The sequence below is a fragment of the Flagellimonas cixiensis genome (genome assembly GCF_042134615.1).
In the GTDB taxonomy this organism is placed as follows: domain Bacteria; phylum Bacteroidota; class Bacteroidia; order Flavobacteriales; family Flavobacteriaceae; genus Flagellimonas; species Flagellimonas cixiensis.
The window spans coordinates 2,835,586-2,856,126 of record NZ_CP169639.1 but is presented as its reverse complement, the minus strand read 5'-3'; the positions used below and the strand labels follow the sequence as shown (position 1 = coordinate 2,856,126).

Here is a 20,541-nt window from a genome sequence, read left to right as displayed (position 1 = left end):
AAGTTCAAACACAAACTCAAGCATTAACAAACTCAAATACAAGCACAGACACATTAACTTAACAAACCAAACTACATGAGCCAATATAATATCGACGAGGAGATTGAAGAAATCGCAGGCGGTGAATTCGAGAGAGAACCAGTACCTGCGTCTAAATTAAAATCTTGGAAAAGCTTCTTGGGCATGTATGCTGGTGAACATGCTGCAGGTACCGAATTTGTTATTGGCCCTTTGTTTTTGACCACTGGGGTCAGTGCCTTTGATTTGATTATTGGATTGCTGCTAGGAAATCTATTGGCTGTGTTGAGCTGGCGTTTTCTAACGGCCGAAATTGCTGTAAAATACCGTTTAACGCTTTACTATCAATTGGAAAAGATTGTTGGCAAAAAATTGGTTATCGGTTACAACTTGGCCAATGGAATCTTATTTTGTTTCCTTGCAGGGGCCATGATTACCGTATCTGCCACTGCGGTAGGTATCCCTTTTCATATGGAAATGCCCAAATTAACCGATACGATGCCTAACGGAATCACTTGGATTGTGATCGTTTTGGTTATTGGTGCTGTGATCTCCATTATTGCGGCAAAAGGTTATGAAACCGTTTCCAAAGCGGCCAACTACATGGCTCCCATAATTGTTTTGGCATTTTTGGCCAGTGGTATTGTGGCTTTACGCAATTTGGAAGTTCACAGTTTTTCTGATTTTTGGGACATTTGGGGTGAAGGAAGTGAGCCCTTTCCTGGCCAAATAAAATATACGTTTTGGCATGTAGCTATTTGGTCATGGTTTGCCAATGCGGCCATGCACGTAGGAATGTCCGACCTATCCGTTTTCCGTTTTGCTAAAAAAGCTAGTTCTGGTTGGACCACCGCTGCAGGAATGTATGTTGGACATTTTATGGCATGGATTGCAGCTGCTTTATTATATGCCGTTTACTTAAAATCTCCAGAGGCCCAGGCTACTTTGGCCAATGGAAGCGCTCCTACAGTTGCTCCAGGTCCTTTGGCATACAACGCTTTGGGGATTTTTGGTGCGATTGCCGTTGTTTTGGCTGGTTGGACAACCGCCAACCCTACCATTTATAGAGCTGGTTTGGCCTTTCAGGCGATTATCCCAAAAACATCCACCTTTTGGGTGACCATAATTGCAGGGAGTGTTGCGACATTAGCGGGATTGTTTCCGGCATTTGCCATGAAGCTTTTGGATTTTGTAGCCCTATATGGTTTCATATTAGCACCCATGGGAGCTATCATCGTATTTGAGCATTTCTATGGTAAAAAGGCCAACATTATCATAGATTACGCAGAAAAAATGAATGTAAAATTCAATAGAGCTGTATTTTGGGCTTGGGCCATCAGTTTTGGACTGTGCTATTTTGTATCGGTAACCTTTGATGTATTCTTATCATTCATGACCCTACCGGCTTGGCTGTTATGTGGTGGTTTGTTTTTGTTGATGTCGAAAAAACAGCAACAATCCTAGGTAATATGGTGAGATCATCAAATTAAGTTTGTGCCAAATAATCCATGACCTTTCATACAATATCCAAGGTAATCAATACATTTTTTAACTGATTCCCAAAGCTTTGTAATCAAATATTCGCTATACTTGTAAGTAACACTCCCATACTAACATGCATTTTAGCGAATTACCAAAGCAGCCCAGTATTCTTGTTTCCTATTGGAACGTAGGGAAATTGCTTTTTGGTGCCTTGTTTCTTTTTATCATTGAAACATATGTATTTTTCCAATTTTTCCAAAAAGCATTGGCTGACAAATCCTTTTGGGTAATTGCATTTTGGTTCTGTTCCGTTTTATTTGCCTTTACACATATATTTTTGGTGTTAATGGATGTATGGTCCCGAATTCAAAATTACAAGCGGTTTAAGGACCACTTGTTCGATCATGGGTTCTCTCCAAAAATCGCCGATTATTACAAGGGCAGTAAATGCCAGCGCATGGCACTTTACACTGCTGCCAAAGAATTGGGCATGGAAGATAAAATGCAGAATCATTTTGCAAAATCAGGAATAAAATGGTACCATTTCATTCCCCAGTTTATGATTCAGGACCCTTTGTTTCTTTTTCGGAAACATTTTTGGTCCAGAACATTTTTAGAGAAATACTACAAACCCAAATACCACTATCGAACCGCCCAAAAATCAAATGCCACACATGTTAAAAGCTACCCAGTTAAGCAAAACTTATAAATCTGGGAAGGCTTTGGACAATGCCTCCATTCAACTAAATTCAGGCCAAATAAGTGGCCTTTTGGGGCGCAACGGTGCAGGAAAGACCACGCTCTTTAAAATTTTATGCGGATTGGTCACTCCCGATACTGGAAAGGTTTCAATAACATCAAAAAAATCAAAACCAATAGGTGCCGTTATTGAAGAACCAGGGCTATATTCTTATTTAAATGCATACGACAACCTAAAGGTTTTTTCCCAAATACAAGGTGCACCAACAAATATTACCACTTTAGAAAACTGTCTGACCGAAGTAGGGCTCCCCTTGAACCGTAAGGACCCGGTACGTAATTTTTCGATGGGCATGAAACAACGATTGGGCATTGCCATTGCTTTGCTCAACAATCCTGATATTCTAATTCTCGATGAACCTTTTTCAGGGCTTGACCCAACGGGTGTAGCTTCCTTAAGTGCGCTCATCAAACAATTGGCGAATAGAAATATTGCCATTTTACTTTCATCGCACCTTATGGGAGAGTTGCACAAAGTATGTGATGACCTTTACCTTATCGACAATGGAAAAATCATTAATCATGGAGACATACAAGGTATTATGGATAGCCATGTAACTCAGTATACGATTAGTGCTAAGAACATTGAAAGTGCAGATGTTATTCAACCCTATAAAATTCAAACCGAAAAAGACAAAGTAACCTTGCAATGTGGCAGTGAAGCCATATCTGACATCCTCAAAAACCTTTTGGAAAGTGGTTATAAAGTAACCTCATGTGTTCCCAACATCACTTTGGAACAATTACTAAATCCTGTTTACAAATGATGTTGGCCCTTTTAAAAACCGAATTGTTTAAACTATTTAGGGAAAGTAAAACTTGGTATGCGGTTGCCGCAGTGTTGTTGATTGAGCTCATTATTTTGGTGGCTGCCTATTATCAAGGAGCTGAAATTCTGGACTTACTGCTCGACAACCTACAACAGTCCTTTTATTTTGAAGGCAATCTGCTCAATGGCAACCTGCTTTTATACATTATTTTAAATTCCCTTTGGTTTAATCTTCCCCTTATTTTAATGATTGTGAGCTCTTCCCTGATTACGGAAGAATATAAGAATGGAACCCTGAAAACTTTAATGCTACAAGCTGTGGACAAACGCCAGCTCATCCTGGCTAAATTTTTAACATCGCTGATTTTTACGGTGCTCATGCTTTTACTGCTCATGATCACCACCTTTATTTTGGCTTACGGAATTTTTGGAACCGGTGATTTGGTGGTATACTTGGGGACCCTCAACTTTTTTCCATCAGAAGAAGCATTCAAGCGTATTTGTTTTGCTTTCGCTTCAGGGACCATTAGCATGATATTTTTTACCACTGTGAGCATCACTTTGGGGATTTTCTTAAAAGAATCTGCCAAAACATGGATTGCTTCCGCATTCTTTCTTATTTTAAGTTCATTGCTCTTAAAAGCCAATTTTGGATGGGGAACGGTGGAGCGCTATTTTTTTCCAAAGCTTACCAACTCGTGGCAGCGCTTTTTTGATTATGAAGTGGATTTTCCTTCAATTGTTATAGATAATTTAGTGTTGGGTATTTACATCATTTTGGTTGTCCTTATTGGGACGTATTATTTTAAAAAACAGGATGTGGGATGAGAAAATGGCTTGGATTATTCTTTTGCATGCTCAGTTTCGCAGGTCTTTTGGCTCAGGAAATTGATAGTGATTTACTTAAGATAAAATCACGAATGGATGCCATTAAGGAGTTTTCGGCAGAATTGCAGCTTGACCTTGATGCCGCCTTCATTAATATGCCCACTAAGTATGCATCCATGCATTATATAAAAGGTAAGGACACCAAATTTTCGAGCGATGATTTTGTGGTATTGCCCAAGCGAGGGTTGGACTTTGCGTTTACCGAACTTTTTGAACACCCTTTCATCACCGTTGATAGGGGTATGGAAACCAAAAACAATCTGCAAGTAAAGGTTCTCAATGTAATTCCAACAGACAATAAATCGGATATGGCTTTGGCCACTTTGTATCTTGATGTGGAAAATGAACGAATAGCGGCTTCCGAAATTACCACCAAGAAAAACGGCACCTATGCCTTAGAGATGGAATACCCCGACGTAGAAGCCATACTTCCGAATCAAGTCCAAGTATCTTTTGCTATTGAGAAATTAAAAATTCCGCTTAATTTTATGGGAAGTGATACCGATATTGACCGTAAAACCATGCGGCAAATGGATACCAAAACCGGAAAAATCACCTTGCAAATCAGTAATTATAACATCAAATAACCGCCAAACCCATAAAGGGGTTCGGTGCTAAACGGTTTACTGATTCATTGTTACAAAACGATACAAATCGTCTGTGGCCTGCAGTAGTTTTCCTTTTAAGGCCGGTTCAAGATTTGGATGGGTGAATAAATATTCATTCACATAATCCATAGCTTGTTTGGATTGGTATTGGCCCACTGTAGATGAAAGCCATCGTTTTGGAAAAAAGATATCACCCGTTTTTTGAATTTCCTGCAATAAATCCAAGGCCAAAGGCACATGTTTTATAGCTGATTCTTGGCGCAATGGATGATGAATAAAACTACAGGCCGTCAAAACCCAAGATTCCTTTTCACGATTCTTTGCTTCCTTAAGCGAGATAAAAAATTCATCACGTACCGAACTGTCCGCAGATAGTGCAGGTGTTAAAAACTCAAAACGATCCATTTTATCTTGATTGGTCAATGCCGCTTTTGCAACCGATAAAATATTATTGACATCTTCGTGCCCATAAAGTGCCAAACTCATGGCCATCCCAGTATAATCATCTTGATTGAGCTTTAAATTGGCTATTTCAAGCTCTTTGTTCCAAATTTGATACAACTTTTCTTTCGCCTTATCAGAATAAGCAAGTCCTTTCCACAGACCAAAAATGTTCTTTTTTATATTGGCGTCCGTTTTTTTGTTTAAAAGCTGCTGCCATAAAATATGTTCGATAATGGGTTGTTGGGCATTTCGCTCTTCGGGCGTCAAGTAATTCCAAAAAATACTACTGGTCTGGTCACAAATCATCCCATGGATAAACTCATTTTCTTCCTCTTGAATCCCTGTCATCAATAAATCCAGATTTTCATGGGATTTAAAATTACCTGCCAAGGTGTTTTCATAACTATTTAAATAGGCATAGCCTTTTGCTACATCATGTTCCAAATAAGGTATAATATGGGCATCGATCATACTGATGGGGAACAAACCATACCCAAAAGCATCCGAATTATAAATAATGGCATCGGGTTTGGAACGTCCAATTGCCGTTTCTACTGAAATATTTTTGTGATCCATGTCAACAGACACCACATGGGTAGTATCCTTATACACCAATGAAATTTCAAAGATTTGTGGCCAAAATTTATCGCTTCCGTCCTCTGCTTGTTGCGAAATGGTAAAGCTTTTTATTTTACCGTCTTCATAGCTAATATCCTCTTTAACAATGGGTCTACCTGTTTGATTCACCCAAACATCACTCCATTTTTTTAGGTCTTTTGGACTTCTTTTATCCAAAATGCTTACCAAATCGTTCCAGGTGGCATTGCCATAAGCGTAATTGGCGATATATTCCCGAATACCTTCTCTGAATTCAGATGCTCCCAAGGCAGCCTCCAACTGACGCATCATTATAGGCGCTTTATTATAAATAATGCTCCCATAAAGATTTCCTGCATTTTTAAGATTGTCCAGATTTTGTCGAATTGGATTGGTGCCCCTAGTTCTATCCTCACCGTAGGCTCCCCGGTAATGGGAAATCATGAATTGCAGATTGTGGTTGATGTCCGGAAATGTTGGGTTCACAATTTTATCTGCCATAAAATTGGCGAATACCTCTTTCATCCACACATCGTTGAACCAATCCATAGTGACCAAATCGCCAAACCACATATGGGAAGTTTCGTGGGCAATAAGTTTTGCCCCACCCATTCGTCTGCGTTCAGTGGCACTTTCATCCATAAAAATAGCACCCTGCCGGTATTGAATGGCGCCCACATGCTCCATGCCTCCATATTGAAATCCGGGTATGGCAGCATAATCTAATTTTTTGAAGGGGAAATCATATTGGGTATACTCGTTTAGAAAATCTATGGATTGTTGATGTAGATCATAAATGGCAGGAATACTATATTTTACTTTCGCTGTATCGGTTTCACGATACAGTAGGGTCATGTCGAATGCTCCGGGATTTTCGGTCACTGTTTGAAACTTGCCCGCCACCATGGAAAACAAATAGGTGCTCATGGCATCACTCTCTTCAAACTGAAAATGTATTTTGTCTCCCTTATCCGATTTGGCCTTTAAAGGTCCACCAGTAATCACCGTCCAATCTTTAGGCACGGTAGCCTCCAATACATATTTTGCCTTGATGTTGGGTTGGTCAAAACAGGGAAACAGCGTACTGGCCCGGTCTGGCACCAATAAGGTGTACAAAAATTCCTCATTTCGGTTTAGGGACAATTCCCCTGCTTCGAAACCAATTTCGATTTGGTTCTCCCCCACCTCAAGGTTATCCGCAATGATCAAATGCTCTTTTTGATGCACTATATTTTGGACTACCCCATTAACCTTTAGTGTTTTTAACAAGCTTGCATCTGCATTAAAATCTAAATAAAGTGGTTGGGAAAGATCATTGATTTTTAGGTCGAGTGTAAGGTCTGAAGGAATGGGTTGCTCTATATCTTCGGGCACATCAAAAGACAGCTTATAAATTACATCGGAAACTTGTTGTTTGCGATAGGTGGCCATTTCCAAAGGAATACCTTCCTCCAATAAATCTTTTTTGGGTGTATTTTGACATGATACAAATAGTACCAATGCAAGGGGGAACATTAGTTTCTTCTTCATAGCAAGAAGGTTGATTTTGAGGGCAGAAGATACCAAAATTTAGGTAATCAGACTAACCCAAAAGCACTTTAGCCTATATGGAGTATTATTATTCTCGAATCACAAAATTAATTTTGTCAACCCCTGTGTTTCCTGTTGTGGCATTATAGGCGTAGACTGTGATTTGGTAGTATCCTGATTCCTTAATATCCAAGTGGCCCTTAAAAGAATTTTGTTTCGGATTGTCCATGGTGATTTCGCTAAAACTATCTCCATCTTTTTGCACCAAGGCTTTAACTTCCATTTGGTTGGAATCCCAAACCCCACCTTTTTCTATCGGACAACCACACATCATCACAATATTGGCTTCTATCTCCACTCCAGATTTTTGAGCGGATTCCAACGACATATATTGATGGGTATTGGGGGATAAAATGTCCACCACAAATCCGGGTATCTCCACTACCACTCCATCCCCTAAAATATCTTTTCCGGGAATTAGCCAAAGTTCGGTACTAGCGTGAATCTGTGCATTCTTTTTATTGATGGGTGAAATAATTTCAACGCGAACAAAAGTAGGTTCGTCGATGTCCACAACCGCGAGAAAACCAGCTGTTTTATCATCGGATAATTGGGTAAAACGCTCATGGGCACTTTTCATGATCAAACCGGTATTCCCTGTGCTCCCCGTTGTTTTTCCCTCGGCCAATATTTCACCGGTCACCCCATTTTTAACCATCACATAGGCACCACCAATAGAACTGCCCACAAATTTTGCATCCTTTGCTTTTGCCCGCACCATAAGTTTGGTTTCTGTGGCAAAGGCACTTATACCTATTAAAAATAGCGCTAGGAGAAGAATCGATTTTTTCATTTTAAGATTTTTTCGCCCCTAAACTTACAATTTTTGAGGCGTATAAAATCATCGATCATACAAAAGTTGAAGCTCCCTTTCGGCAGCTCCCATTAGTTCTTTTAAGTAAGGAACATCTTTTTGCGAGCAAGAATGTGTCAAATGATATTGAGTACTTTCAATAAGCCTTCTACAATATGCCATTTATTGGGGTTCCGATAGTTTGCTGATGGAGTGTGCAAATAACTGGTCCACTTGACACAAGGAGGGTTTTACGGGGGGAATTTTAAAAAATTTGAACATGACAATGAAGTGTGCTTGCTTGATTATTGTAGATGGTACAAAAATTAAGCCAAGTTATCTGATCATTCCTCTACCCGAAGCATAAATCCTCTGCGATTCACATTTACAATACTTAACCGACTATCCTTGCTCAAGTGTTTTCGCAAGTGGGAGACAAAGACATTAAGGCTCTTTTTGTTGAAGTAATCGTTTTTATCCCAAATGGTGGTTAAAATATCTTTGTGGGTGCACAATTGATTCTGGTTTTTGGCCAAAAGTGCCAATAGATCGAATTCCTTTCCTGTAAGTTTAATCAATTGTCCTTTATATCTCAATTCAAAATTATCCATGTTCAGGGTATAATCACCCATATAATATTCGGTGGCTTGGTCTTCCTCCTCCACGTTTGTGGACAGTCTTGAAAGCAGTGCATTGATTCGGACTACCAATTCTTCTTCATCAATCGGTTTTTTAAGATAATCCACGGCGCCCATGGAAAATCCTTTGAGCACATCAATTTTAAGGGAACGCGCCGTTAAAAAAATAAAAGGCAATTCTGGATTGATGCCCTTTATTTTTTGTGAAAGCTCAAAACCGTCCATATCAGGCAGCATCACATCCAAAATAGCCAAATCAAAAGCATTCGATTTGGTTTTAATGATTGCTTCTTCGGCAGTTTTGGCCCAGACCACATCAAAATTCTTCATTCCCAAGTATTCGGAAAGCAAATAACCCAATGAGCCATCATCTTCCACTAAAATCAATTTGTACCTCTTATCCATTGTTCACCATTTTTAGGGAAAGGGTAAATGTGGTCCCTTTTCCCAATTCACTTTCCACCGCGATTGATCCCCGGTGCATTTTTATGATTTTTTGCACATAATACAATCCAAGGCCATAGCCTTTGACTTTGTGTACATCTCCATTTTTTATGCGATAATATTTTCTAAAAATCTTACCCATATCCTCCTTGGCCATCCCCTGTCCGTTATCTGAAATTTGAATGAACAACTTTCCTTTTTGGGTAAAGGAATTCAATTTCACAACAGGGTCATCGGAATATTTCTTTGCATTTTCCAGTAGGTTGACAATGACATTTTCCAAATGAAACTGTTCAGCACGAATAAGATAGGTCGCCTCTTCCAATTCATATTCAAACACCATTTCATCATGTTCGGCCAGCAAAGCAAAATCTTGACAAATACGTTCCAATTCTGGTCTAAAGTCAATGATGGAAAATTGCAATATATTTTTTCCAGATTCCAAACTGGCCAACTCCAGCACTTTATCGATATGCTTTTTAAGTCGGTCAGATTCCCTTCGGATCAATTCCACAATGTTTTTTTTGTTCTCGGGTAAATCTTTCTCCAAAATCTTGGTGGCCAATCCTATGGAAAATACCGGCGTTTTTAGTTCATGGGTCAGATTATTGATGAAATCGTTGGTAGTAGTTATAATGCTGCTTTGCCAATAGAACGAACGAAGTACCCATATTACCACAACGATAATCAATAGCAGAAAAATTAGCCCTGGGATGGTAAGTCCATTTAGCTGTCCCATGAAATACTTGTTCAGGTCGTTAAATCCCAATTCAAGAATAATTTCCTTCTCCAGCAAATCAGGTAAATATCCTTCTAGTTTTATGGGATAGGTCAACATTCCTTCACCCTCCTCGAACAAATCTATTGAAGTTAGATAGGTTATGGAATCACGGGAGTACAATCGGTAGGAAAACGGAGCGTCTATTCCGGAAAGCCCTAGCTGATAATCTACATAATCGTTAAGGTAAAATTGAGAGACTTTTTGCAGGCTGTCCAAACCAATTTTCAGTTCCGAAGTGTCTTTTTGAATCGCATTGCCCAACGTATAGGTCAAAGAATTTAATTCGGATAATTCACTGTTTATATTATCTCTTGCAACATCTATTTTTTCAGAAAACTGGGCTTTGGCCAAACCCAATCCAACCCTCAAAAATTGGTATTGCACGACCAAGAGTCCAATCACGGACACCACAAATACGACAATATAAATGTTTCTTTTGGTCGGCATAATGCGAAGTAAACAAAAAAACAGCAGCTATTTACTCATTGGTTAATCCTATTAATCTTTCATTAACCTTTTTGATCTATTGTTAATCCCAAGACGTTCAATTAAGGTTTAAATTTGATAAAGTTTATTTAAGACATATATAGTAGCGAATCCATTGAACCGGCCTATTTAGGTCGGTTTTTTGTTTGTATCTGTTTTACTTCCCCAAGATTCCTTTCAAAGAGGTTTATCGATTATCTTTGCAGTCCAAATTTTAAGCATGATCAGTTTTTTCCAGAAAAAGGTTTATTTGGTGGATTACCTCCATGGCTTGGTGGATATTCATAATCATATACTTCCTGGTATAGATGATGGGGCCAAAACGGTGGATGATTCCTTAGAGCTGCTCAGCGGATTTGCAGAATTTGGCATGACTAAATTTATCTGCACTCCACACATTATGCACAATCTTTACGACAATACCCCTAAGACCATTTCCAAATCCTTTGGTCTATTATCCAATGCATTAGTGGAAGAAGGAATTACAGCGGTGCAAATCGAATATGCTGCCGAGCATATGATCGATGATAATTTTGAGGCCCTATTGGAAAAAGGGGACGTTTTACCTATTGGAAAACAGCATTTGCTTGTGGAAATGTCGTACCTCCAACCTTCCTTTAACTTTGATATTGCAGTGCATAAAATTGCCAAAAAAAATTATTTTCCTGTTTTGGCACATCCTGAGCGATACATGTACTTTCATAGCAAATATGGAAAATATGAATCCATGAAAGCGAATGGCATTCAATTTCAATTGAACTTGCTTTCCTTGACTTCGGATTCCTATGGTTCCGATGTAAAAAAAATAGCAGATAAGTTATTGAATGATGGCTTTTTTGATTTTGTGGGGACTGATGTGCATAATATGAGACAGCTTGGCTTATTGAAAGAAGTTAAGGTTTCCAAAAAAATCTTAAATCAACTACTTCCTATCATAGAGAGTACAATTCAAAATTTTTACTAAGGTTTTCAAAGGATTTTCTTCAATCCCCTTGAAACCTTTGAAAATAAAAACCCTTCTTTCTGAAGAATAGAAAGAAGGGTTTCTAATTAAATATTATAACTCATCAAATTTTACTTTCTCACGATCATTTGTTTGAAAAAGGCTCTTCCTTCTTGGGTCAAAACTCCTATATGATACACTCCAGCTTGTAAACTATGTACTGGTAAGTTATAATCATTACCATCTCGATAAGCTGTTGGATTAAATGAACGTACCAATTGACCCGTTGAATCAAAGATTCGGATTTCCATTACGTTAGCTTCAAGCGACCTTGTGGAGATTGTAACTTGAGTAGCCCCAGGGTTGGGATATAAAATAATATCGAAAGGGTTAATCTCTTCAACGTCTCCCATACTATCCAATGATTCCTCCATGTTCTGAGTTTCACTTCCTTTGGATGCTAATCCTGAAACTATTGAAAATTGAATCGTCAGTGGCTGGCCCAGGGTAACCCCGCCACTGGTGGCTGAAGCGGTCAGTGTATAGCTCCCCAAGGGTAGGTCCATCGGGTTGTAGTTGCCAGACTTGTCTCCAAATAGTGCATATGGTGCAACTCCCTCGGTCTTTGTCGCCGATAGAGGTCCTGTCATGTTAAACGACACACTACTTGTTTCGCTGGTCGCATTGGCCCTGATGTTGAGCGACTGCCCGCCAGAGACTCCCAAATCTATTTGTTGGCCATCGAACAGGTCGAATAGATCGGTATCCGTGGCCGCATCGACCAAGGTAAAGCTTATCACTCCTGCCGTTCCAGGTTCAACGACCGTGATGTTCACCATATCGGTATCGGTCTGGCCCTGGCCATCAAAAACTGTCAATACGGCCTCATAGGTGCCCGCTACCGTATAGGTGTGGACCGGGTCCGCCTCGTTGGAAACCGAACTGCCATCTCCAAAATCCCACGAATAGGAGGTGATGCCAATATCGTCCGTGGAGCCACTGCCCGTAAAACTTACCTCCAAGGGAACATCGCCCGACACTACATCTGAGGTCGCATTGGCAACGGGAGATTGGTCCTGAACCTGGTTCACTGTGATGTTCACCATATCGGTATCGGTCTGGCCCTGGCCATCAAAAACTGTCAATACGGCCTCATAGGTGCCCGCTACCGTATAGGTGTGGACCGGGTCCGCCTCGTTGGAAACCGAACTGCCATCTCCAAAATCCCACGAATAGGAGGTGATGCCAATATCGTCCGTGGAGCCGCTGCCCGTAAAACTTACCTCCAAGGGGACATCGCCCGACACTACATCTGAGGTCGCGTTGGCAACGGGAGATTGGTCGGTACCGGTCACTATTGAAAATTGAATCGTCAGTGGCTGGCCCAGGGTAACCCCGCCACTGGTGGCTGAAGCGGTCAGTGTATAGCTCCCCAATGGTAGGTCCATCGGGTTGTAGTTGCCAGACTTGTCTCCAAATAGTGCATATGGTGCAACTCCCTCGGTCTTTGTCGCCGATAGAGGTCCTGTCATGTTAAACGACACACTACTTGTTTCGCTGGTCGCATTGGCCCTGATGTTGAGTGACTGCCCGCCAGAGACTCCCAAATCTATTTGTTGGCCATCGAACAGGTCGAATAGATCGGTATCCGTGGCCGCATCGACCAAGGTAAAGCTTATCACTCCTGCCGTTCCAGGTTCAACGACCGTGATGTTCACCATATCGGTATCGGTCTGGCCCTGGCCATCAAAAACTGTCAATACGGCCTCATAGGTGCCCGCTACCGTATAGGTGTGGACCGGGTCCGCCTCGTTGGAAACCGAACTGCCATCTCCAAAATCCCACGAATAGGAAGTGATGCCAATATCGTCCGTGGAGCCACTACCCGTAAAACTTACCTCCAAGGGAACATCGCCCGACACTACATCTGAGGTCGCATTGGCAACGGGAGATTGGTCCTGAACCTGGTTCACTGTGATGTTCACCATATCGATATCGGTCTGGCCCTGGCCATCTAAAACCGTCAATACGGCCTCATAGGTGCCCGCTACCGTATAGGTGTGGACCGGGTCCGCCTCGTTGGAAACCGAACTGCCATCTCCAAAATCCCACGAATAGGAGGTGATGCCAATATCGTCCGTGGAGCCACTGCCCGTAAAACTTACCTCCAAGGGAACATCGCCCGACACTACATCTGAGGTCGCATTGGCAACGGGAGATTGGTCCTGAACCTGGTTCACTGAGATGTTCACCATATCGGTATCGGTCTGGCCCTGGCCATCAAAAACTGTCAATACGGCCTCATAGGTGCCCGCTACCGTATAGGTGTGGACCGGGTCCGCCTCGTTGGAAACCGAACTGCCATCTCCAAAATCCCACGAATAGGAGGTGATGCCAATATCGTCCGTGGAGCCGCTGCCCGTAAAACTTACCTCCAAGGGGACATCGCCCGACACTACATCTGAGGTCGCGTTGGCAACGGGAGATTGGTCGGTACCGGTCACTATTGAAAATTGAATCGTCAGTGGCTGGCCCAGGGTAACCCCGCCACTGGTGGCTGAAGCGGTCAGTGTATAGCTCCCCAATGGTAGGTCCATCGGGTTGTAGTTGCCAGACTTGTCTCCAAATAGTGCATATGGTGCAACTCCCTCGGTCTTTGTCGCCGATAGAGGTCCTGTCATGTTAAACGACACACTACTTGTTTCGCTGGTCGCATTGGCCCTGATGTTGAGTGACTGCCCGCCAGAGACTCCCAAATCTATTTGTTGGCCATCGAACAGGTCGAATAGATCGGTATCCGTGGCCGCATCGACCAAGGTAAAGCTTATCACTCCTGCCGTTCCAGGTTCAACGACCGTGATGTTCACCATATCGGTATCGGTCTGGCCCTGGCCATCAAAAACTGTCAATACGGCCTCATAGGTGCCCGCTACCGTATAGGTGTGGACCGGGTCCGCCTCGTTGGAAACCGAACTGCCATCTCCAAAATCCCACGAATAGGAAGTGATGCCAATATCGTCCGTGGAGCCACTACCCGTAAAACTTACCTCCAAGGGAACATCGCCCGACACTACATCTGAGGTCGCGTTGGCAACGGGAGATTGGTTGAAAATATTTATAAACCACATAAATTCTATGGTTTCATTACCTATAGGTTCACCGTTGTCCGTAACAGATACCGAAACACTGTAAGGGCTATTTTCTGCTGCACCTTGCACATTTCCTGCATCCCGATTGGACTCAGAGGCATTGTTTAAATCAGTTAGAGTGTACCCCTCACTTACTAAATGGAGTGCTATACGGTCAATCAAATGTCCCTCAGACCTAGAGGAAATCTCCAAAGTGTAAATACCAGGTTCATCAAACTCAACATAGATTTGATGTGGATCATTATCACTAACATTAGCTGTCCAATTCCAATTCAAGGTATTGGCGTAAACCTTGAACCAGCCGTTGGCACCTGCACCATTTGGATTAGGCGTTTTACCACTACCAAAAGGGTATACAATATTACCATTGCTTTTTTCTCCGTAAAAATCATCTGCATCGGGAAAGCGAAGCCAAGCATCATTATGTTCCGTTGTTGGAGAACTGGCGTCAATAATTCCAATATTGTTTCGCCATTGGAACCGATACTTTCCTGGGGTACTAATAAGTATTTGCTCAGTGATTGTTCCATTACCTGGAGTATTGAAGCTATCAACATGATTAAAAAGATACCCCGTACCCAAGTAACCGTCTTCCGTGCTCTCCATTGTCCAATTTGAATTGATATCAAAACTCTCAGCCTCAATCACAACCAATCCATTTTCTTCAACGAACGCATTACTACCTCCGCCCACAAAGCCTTGTTCAACAGTACCTGAGATTACACCCGTGTTTTCGTCAATGGTCAGATTGGGTGGTAGGCCGAGGGCACTGTATGTTATTGCGTTAGGACTTGTTGCTTCAATCTGCAAGGATACAGAATCTCCCTCATAATTTTGTTGGTCCCCAGGATTGGTTATGCTTATAGTAGTGTTCGGGTTTTCGGTCAGTACAATGTCCAAAGTCTGGGAGTTCCCATAATTGACAGTCAATATGGCCGTTCTGTCGGATCCAGTCCCTGAAAGTGACACGCTTAAAGTATGTGTGCCATTAAATTTTATTAAACCATTTGTAAGCTCTCCAGAAACAAGGTTGAAATCAGCTGCGTCCGTTCCAGAAATTTCCATTGAGGTGACAAATATTCCGACGTTCCCATCTATAGCCGATAGGTCAACATCAACTATCTCACCCTCTGCAACGGCAATCGTAGTGGGTGCAGAAAGTGTGCTTGCTAAACTTGATACTCCCTGTGGGTTATCTGTTCCATAATATTCCATGTTTTTTTGGTTGCCTCCTCCTTTGTTCGGAGATCCTCCCAATAGAAATATCCCATCACCTGAGACAATTGACTGTGTGCCATGTCTTTCATGATTTAAATCTGCCAATCGCCTCCATTCGTTGGTCAAAGGATTATATTCTTCTACCACTTTTAAGGCATCTGTTGTATTTACACCATACACTATTTGATTTTCAACCTCACCCCCTGCCACTACAAGTTTACCGTTAAATACCGAAACACTGGGTGCCCCTCTTGGTGTTGGAATATTGTCGGATACTGGAAGTGTTTCCCATGTTCCCGTAAGGAAATCATAAACATCGACTTCTGGTATTGTTGGAGCAAAAGTTCCTCCAGTACCTCCTGAAAGCCGTCCTCCTACAGCATATAATTTGTCTCCAACCACAGCGGCATGGAAATGATCTCGTGGTCTTGGTGAATTAGGAAGTACCGTCCATTGTCCGGTTGCCGGATCATACTCATCAAACCAATCCACATACCCTCCATTATGTCCTATAGAATTTCCCGCAATAATATAGAACTTGTCATTGTACTGTACCAAACCAGCAGACCCTCTCCTCCTATTTTCAGGAATAGCAGGGCCTTGTATCCATTGATTAACTGTAGGGTCAAATATCCAAATGTACTCCGTCGGGACTTCATTAGGGAAATCATTTGTTTTAAATGCTGCAATTACCCAGATTAGACCATTATATTCAGTTGCCTGAAAGTGATTGAATTCCAACTGGGTCCCATTAACTGTCGGAGTTACATTGGTAATTTCAGTCCAACTATTATTCGCATAATCATATACATCAATACTGGTTGCATTTTCGCGCCCACCCATTAAATAAAATTTATCCCCAGCTTGTACAAAGGATAACTCATGTCTTGCCGTATAGTTTTCATCTTCATCCTTATCCATCCATAAATCAGCAGTAGACGTGGTGTTTGAAACAGTCCATGAGAAATTCAAAGCAACCGCATCATCTACTATGTCATCAGTATCATCAACCGTAATGGTGACAGTAAATGAAGTGCCATCAAGAACAGTTTCATCTATGGTCCCCCCAATCTGGCCATTTGTGGGTTCAATAGTTAAACCAGGTGGTAATCCTTCGGCTAAATATTGCAAATTACCATCACCTCCCGTAGCTTGAACACTCAGGCTTCCATCTAGCTGTATTCCTGCGGCCCCAAATTGATCAGGGATTGAATTCACATAAATTGGGGTGTTATTATCCGGTGCGTCTAAAATTTCTATTGCATTTATAAGAGGGTTTTGAACTGCACCGTGCATAAATTCGATATCTATACTTCCATCTGTTACCTCAATAATATGACTTATTGCAACACCTGTACTATGCCCGTAAGAACCTGATAAGTCGATAGATTTCAGTTCTGGTAAAATTATCCCTTCGATGGACACATCAAAAATACGTTGTCCAGACTCTGATGTTTCTGAATAACCATTGCCCATATAAAGTTTTACCTCATAATTACCCGACTCTGTTACTGGAAAAGAATAGAGCATATTTGGTTCCCCACCAGTCGCATCATACCGCTCGGTTTCAAAAATTGCCGTGGGTACTTTGGTTAAGTCAACATCGTCTGAAAAATTGTTTATTGTAGAATTATATGAATTATTGGTTGCTGGTTGAATCAAATAACTTGAATTATTGCTTACAGTGTCCTCTTCCCACAAAATCTCCCCATCAATTGATGGTATTGCCGGGCCTCCAGTATTTATTCTATATAATATACCCGACGCCTCAATGACTTCCACTAAGAATGTTAATTCTACAAAATTTAAGTCTTCATCGGTTGCCCTAACCGTTATTTCCGAACTGTTCGGTGCTATAGGATATGAAAGAGTCATTAAATTTCCATTAATAGAACTGCCAATATTTATATTGGTATTGTTCTCAATGGTATAGGTTAGGTTTGCAACCCCATTATCATCGGTAAAGTAGTCATCCAGGTTAAAAACTTCATCGGTAGTGCCTACTTGTCTTTGGAAGGATCCAATTTCTTGAGCAATTGTTGGTGACTCTGTTAAAACTGCCAAGTAGTCCCATGTTCCTTCGAGTTCAACACCTGTTGCGCCTGATGTTCCAATAAAACCAACAGCCAAATCAATTTCTGGTTGTTGTATGGCCGTTAGTATACTTCCTTCCGCCGTTATAGAACCCAAGATCAACCGTGGTCCATTGTCTATAGAATATTCCAAACTAACTTCTCCTGTTACCGCATTCACTTTAAAGTGAAAAAGAATCTCATCCAAAGGACGTTCAGATTCCAATATAGTCAACTCTACTGGTGTTTGTGGAATATCATTTATCTCCTGTAATGCCTGAAGTCCATTTTTGGTTATTACAAATTTTATATAATTGCTTTGTGTTCCATCTCCAATGAAAAGACCTAACTCTCCATTGGGTGCATCGACATTATCGTATAGCCTATAGGACCCCCCAAACAAATTAATTACGTTGCCTACTACGGTAAACTCACCGGTAGAACTTTCTGTTTTAATACCAAATTGGTATCCTTTTTCTTGGTTATTTTGGGTTCCAAGTGCAGTTCCAGAAGTCATATGTGACGTCATTAGTCCTGGCGCACCTCCCAAAACATCATTCGGGTTCGGGTCATTAGGGTCATCACGTCTATCTATCCAATTCATCCAATTGGCCTCTGTATCACCATTGTTCATTAAACCGGTCATTCCTAAACCAAATATTCCGCCTAATCCTTGTTGATCATTGAAAAGGCCGTTGTTTATAGGTATCGAAAAAGCATCACTTCCTCCAAGGTTTGGATTTCCAAGCTGAAATGGATCTAATGCATCTGGAATGCCATCATTATCATCATCAGGATCATTTAAGTCTGAAATCAAAGGGCTGCCGCCGGATTTATCAAAATCTGCTGGTTGAGAGCCACCGTTACAGGGGTCGGTTCCATTGTCTAGCTCATCCTGATTTGTATAACCATCCGCATCATTATCGGCATTGGCATCATAACCAGGGTCACCAGGACTTAAACAGGTTACAAAATCTTGAGGTTCAAACACGACAATATTACCGTTGAATGTTCCAACCCAAATAGTTCCGGGGAATATTTCTGTGTCACTATTACATGTGACACCTAATGGATTTCCACCTATTCCTGAAAGGAATTCACTGGTTAACGTATTTAGGGATCCATCTGGATTAAGTTCAACTCTTCTGAGTACCCCATTATTAACTCCTGCTAAAAGATTTCCCTGCATAACCCCACCGAAATTAGAGGCAGTATATTCATCTATTCCATTGGTGTTAGTACCCCAGTAAGTTACAGGATTATCTGTTGGACCTTCATTGTTGGTGTCTCCATTTTGAAAATCCCCTTCAATGGGATTGGCTTGTGCTACTGGATAAGGGGGCCAATTGGCAGGAAGTGCAATGTTGGGATCATCTGTAAAACCTGGCCCTGGGTTACTTGGATCATATATCAGTGTTCTAAAAACAGCCCCATCTGTATTGTTTGGATCGGGTGCGGTATAAAGGCCTGCACCGGAAGGGTTTGCTCTTATAGGATTTGGATGTCCTGCATAAGTACTTCCGAACACATAGTTCTGCATATCGATTGTTATCAGTTCCAAGTGATCCCTATTATTCACTCTTTCCAAATAAAGGGTCCTTTCAGTACTTCCAGGTTCCGTTGGGTCATAATCATTGGTTACTGAACCTCCGCCCTCATTCATAGGTAGTCCTCCCCAACCCAGATTAGCACCATTGTCTGTAGCATACACAGCGCCACTTTCTGTTACAACAATATCATAAGCATTCCTATATCCTGGAGAAAATATCTGAACCGGTCCATTTGGAACTAGCATGGCTTGATTTAATCCATCATTACCTCCCCAAGGATCGTTAACATCTATTCCATCATAACCTGGCAGGTCTGGATCAATAATGCCATTAACGTTAGGACGTGTAGGATCATCCAAGGTTGGTAGGTCATAGATATAACTTCTCCCATTATCGTTTAAAATGGGTAGAGCTTCGATCATATCTAGATTTACACTCAAGATGGCAGCAGACAATGCATATTCACATGTATGTACAAAATTATTCGATGGTGACCCAGCATTGGTATGTCCGCCCTGGCTTACAATAAGATACTCAACACCACCAATGTTTACATGCTCCAATCCAAGAGTTGCATGGTTTTCCTCTGATCTAGGAAGTCCTCGAACAATATCCACAACATCCCATGAATTTCCGTTCCAACTAAACCGTGTGATAACTCCAGAATTTGTATCCAGTCCAATATCTCCATTACCTGTTCCTGCTGCGATTCGAAAATCACTTGAGGTAACATAAATCACTGGATTGGTTGCTGTACCCGTAACCGTGAACCCCAATGTCTCTCGTTCGGTACTTTCATGGAGACTTCCATCATCATTATGGTCTTCCATTGTTAAAATACCATCTAAAACCTCTGCATCAGTCACAATATAATCTCCAGCACCATTCCTTTGTACTGTCAAAATATTTATGGCACCAGAATATTCAGTAACATACAGGCGACCATCGGGACCATACATTATAGAGGTTACACCATCGGATATAGAGCCAAGCCCATTCATATCCAATAAGCTTTGAGAAAAATTCTGTGAAAATATTTGAACAGAAAATGTAAAAATCAATGCTTGAATGAGGAAAACTCCCCCAAAGTAATTTTTTTTCATACTACTTAATGATTTGGCTGTTTTTTTGGGGGTAGCACGAAGATAAAATGAAGAAAAAATATTAGTCCTTATGATTTAACGTATTAGTTGAAATACACATTAATCCGATGAACACCATACAGTTAAGCTTCATTGATTGCTTTACAGAATTCATCTATCCATATTCATAATTGGAAATATCAAATAATTGTTTGGCAGGTATTTAAATA

General features: G+C 41.2%; 11 protein-coding genes. 6 read left to right on the top strand and 5 right to left on the bottom strand.

The annotated features are described in order from the left end of the window. Positions 1 to 75: 75 nt before the first annotated feature. The 5 genes from ABT310_RS12650 to ABT310_RS12630 all read left to right on the top strand — a co-directional run bounded on the left by ABT310_RS12650 (position 76) and on the right by ABT310_RS12630 (position 4,503). On the top strand, positions 76 to 1,482 hold the full coding sequence (locus ABT310_RS12650) for a purine-cytosine permease family protein (RefSeq protein WP_375324250.1): 1,407 nt from the start codon (positions 76 to 78) through the stop codon (positions 1,480 to 1,482). 151 nt (positions 1,483 to 1,633) lie between these two features. Continuing rightward, the gene (locus ABT310_RS12645) at positions 1,634 to 2,209 is read left to right on the top strand and encodes a hypothetical protein (protein WP_375324249.1); all 576 of its coding nucleotides are present in this window, start codon (positions 1,634 to 1,636) and stop codon (positions 2,207 to 2,209) included. Then, on the top strand, positions 2,175 to 3,026 hold the full coding sequence (locus ABT310_RS12640; RefSeq protein WP_375324248.1) for an ABC transporter ATP-binding protein: 852 nt from the start codon (positions 2,175 to 2,177) through the stop codon (positions 3,024 to 3,026). Before ABT310_RS12645 ends, ABT310_RS12640 begins: the two co-directional genes overlap by 35 nt. Beyond that, complete coding sequence (locus tag ABT310_RS12635) at positions 3,023 to 3,856, top strand: ABC transporter permease (protein ID WP_375324247.1); 834 nt, start codon at positions 3,023 to 3,025, stop codon at positions 3,854 to 3,856. The genes ABT310_RS12640 and ABT310_RS12635 overlap by 4 nt, the downstream gene beginning before the upstream one ends. Next, positions 3,853 to 4,503, top strand: coding sequence for a hypothetical protein (locus ABT310_RS12630; protein WP_375324246.1), 651 nt, complete (start codon positions 3,853 to 3,855; stop codon positions 4,501 to 4,503). The genes ABT310_RS12635 and ABT310_RS12630 overlap by 4 nt, the downstream gene beginning before the upstream one ends. 36 nt (positions 4,504 to 4,539) lie before the next feature. On the opposite strand, the gene ABT310_RS12625 is transcribed toward ABT310_RS12630, so the two are convergent. The 4 genes from ABT310_RS12625 to ABT310_RS12610 all read right to left on the bottom strand — a co-directional run bounded on the left by ABT310_RS12625 (position 4,540) and on the right by ABT310_RS12610 (position 10,258). Then, positions 4,540 to 7,095 (bottom strand): M1 family metallopeptidase, encoded by a 2,556-nt coding sequence (locus ABT310_RS12625; protein ID WP_375324245.1) that lies wholly within the window; start codon positions 7,093 to 7,095, stop codon positions 4,540 to 4,542. Between the two features lie 88 nt (positions 7,096 to 7,183). Beyond that, positions 7,184 to 7,948, bottom strand: coding sequence for a hypothetical protein (locus tag ABT310_RS12620; RefSeq protein WP_375324244.1), 765 nt, complete (start codon positions 7,946 to 7,948; stop codon positions 7,184 to 7,186). Positions 7,949 to 8,292: 344 nt separating this feature from the next. After that, the gene (locus tag ABT310_RS12615) at positions 8,293 to 8,991 is read right to left on the bottom strand and encodes a response regulator transcription factor (RefSeq protein ID WP_375324243.1); all 699 of its coding nucleotides are present in this window, start codon (positions 8,989 to 8,991) and stop codon (positions 8,293 to 8,295) included. Beyond that, entirely contained in the window at positions 8,984 to 10,258 is a 1,275-nt protein-coding gene (locus tag ABT310_RS12610; RefSeq protein WP_375324242.1) for a sensor histidine kinase, read from the bottom strand. The genes ABT310_RS12615 and ABT310_RS12610 overlap by 8 nt, the downstream gene beginning before the upstream one ends. Positions 10,259 to 10,517: 259 nt before the next feature. Here ABT310_RS12610 and ABT310_RS12605 point away from each other — a divergent pair, with 259 nt between their 5' ends. After that, positions 10,518 to 11,261 carry a tyrosine-protein phosphatase gene (locus ABT310_RS12605; RefSeq protein WP_375324241.1) on the top strand — a complete coding sequence of 248 codons (744 nt, stop codon included), beginning with the start codon at positions 10,518 to 10,520 and terminating at the stop codon, positions 11,259 to 11,261. A 110-nt stretch (positions 11,262 to 11,371) separates the two neighbouring features. Here the strand turns inward: ABT310_RS12605 and ABT310_RS12600 are convergent, their stop codons facing one another. Continuing rightward, on the bottom strand, positions 11,372 to 20,332 hold the full coding sequence (locus ABT310_RS12600) for a PKD domain-containing protein (protein ID WP_375324240.1): 8,961 nt from the start codon (positions 20,330 to 20,332) through the stop codon (positions 11,372 to 11,374). Positions 20,333 to 20,541 lie beyond the last annotated feature (209 nt).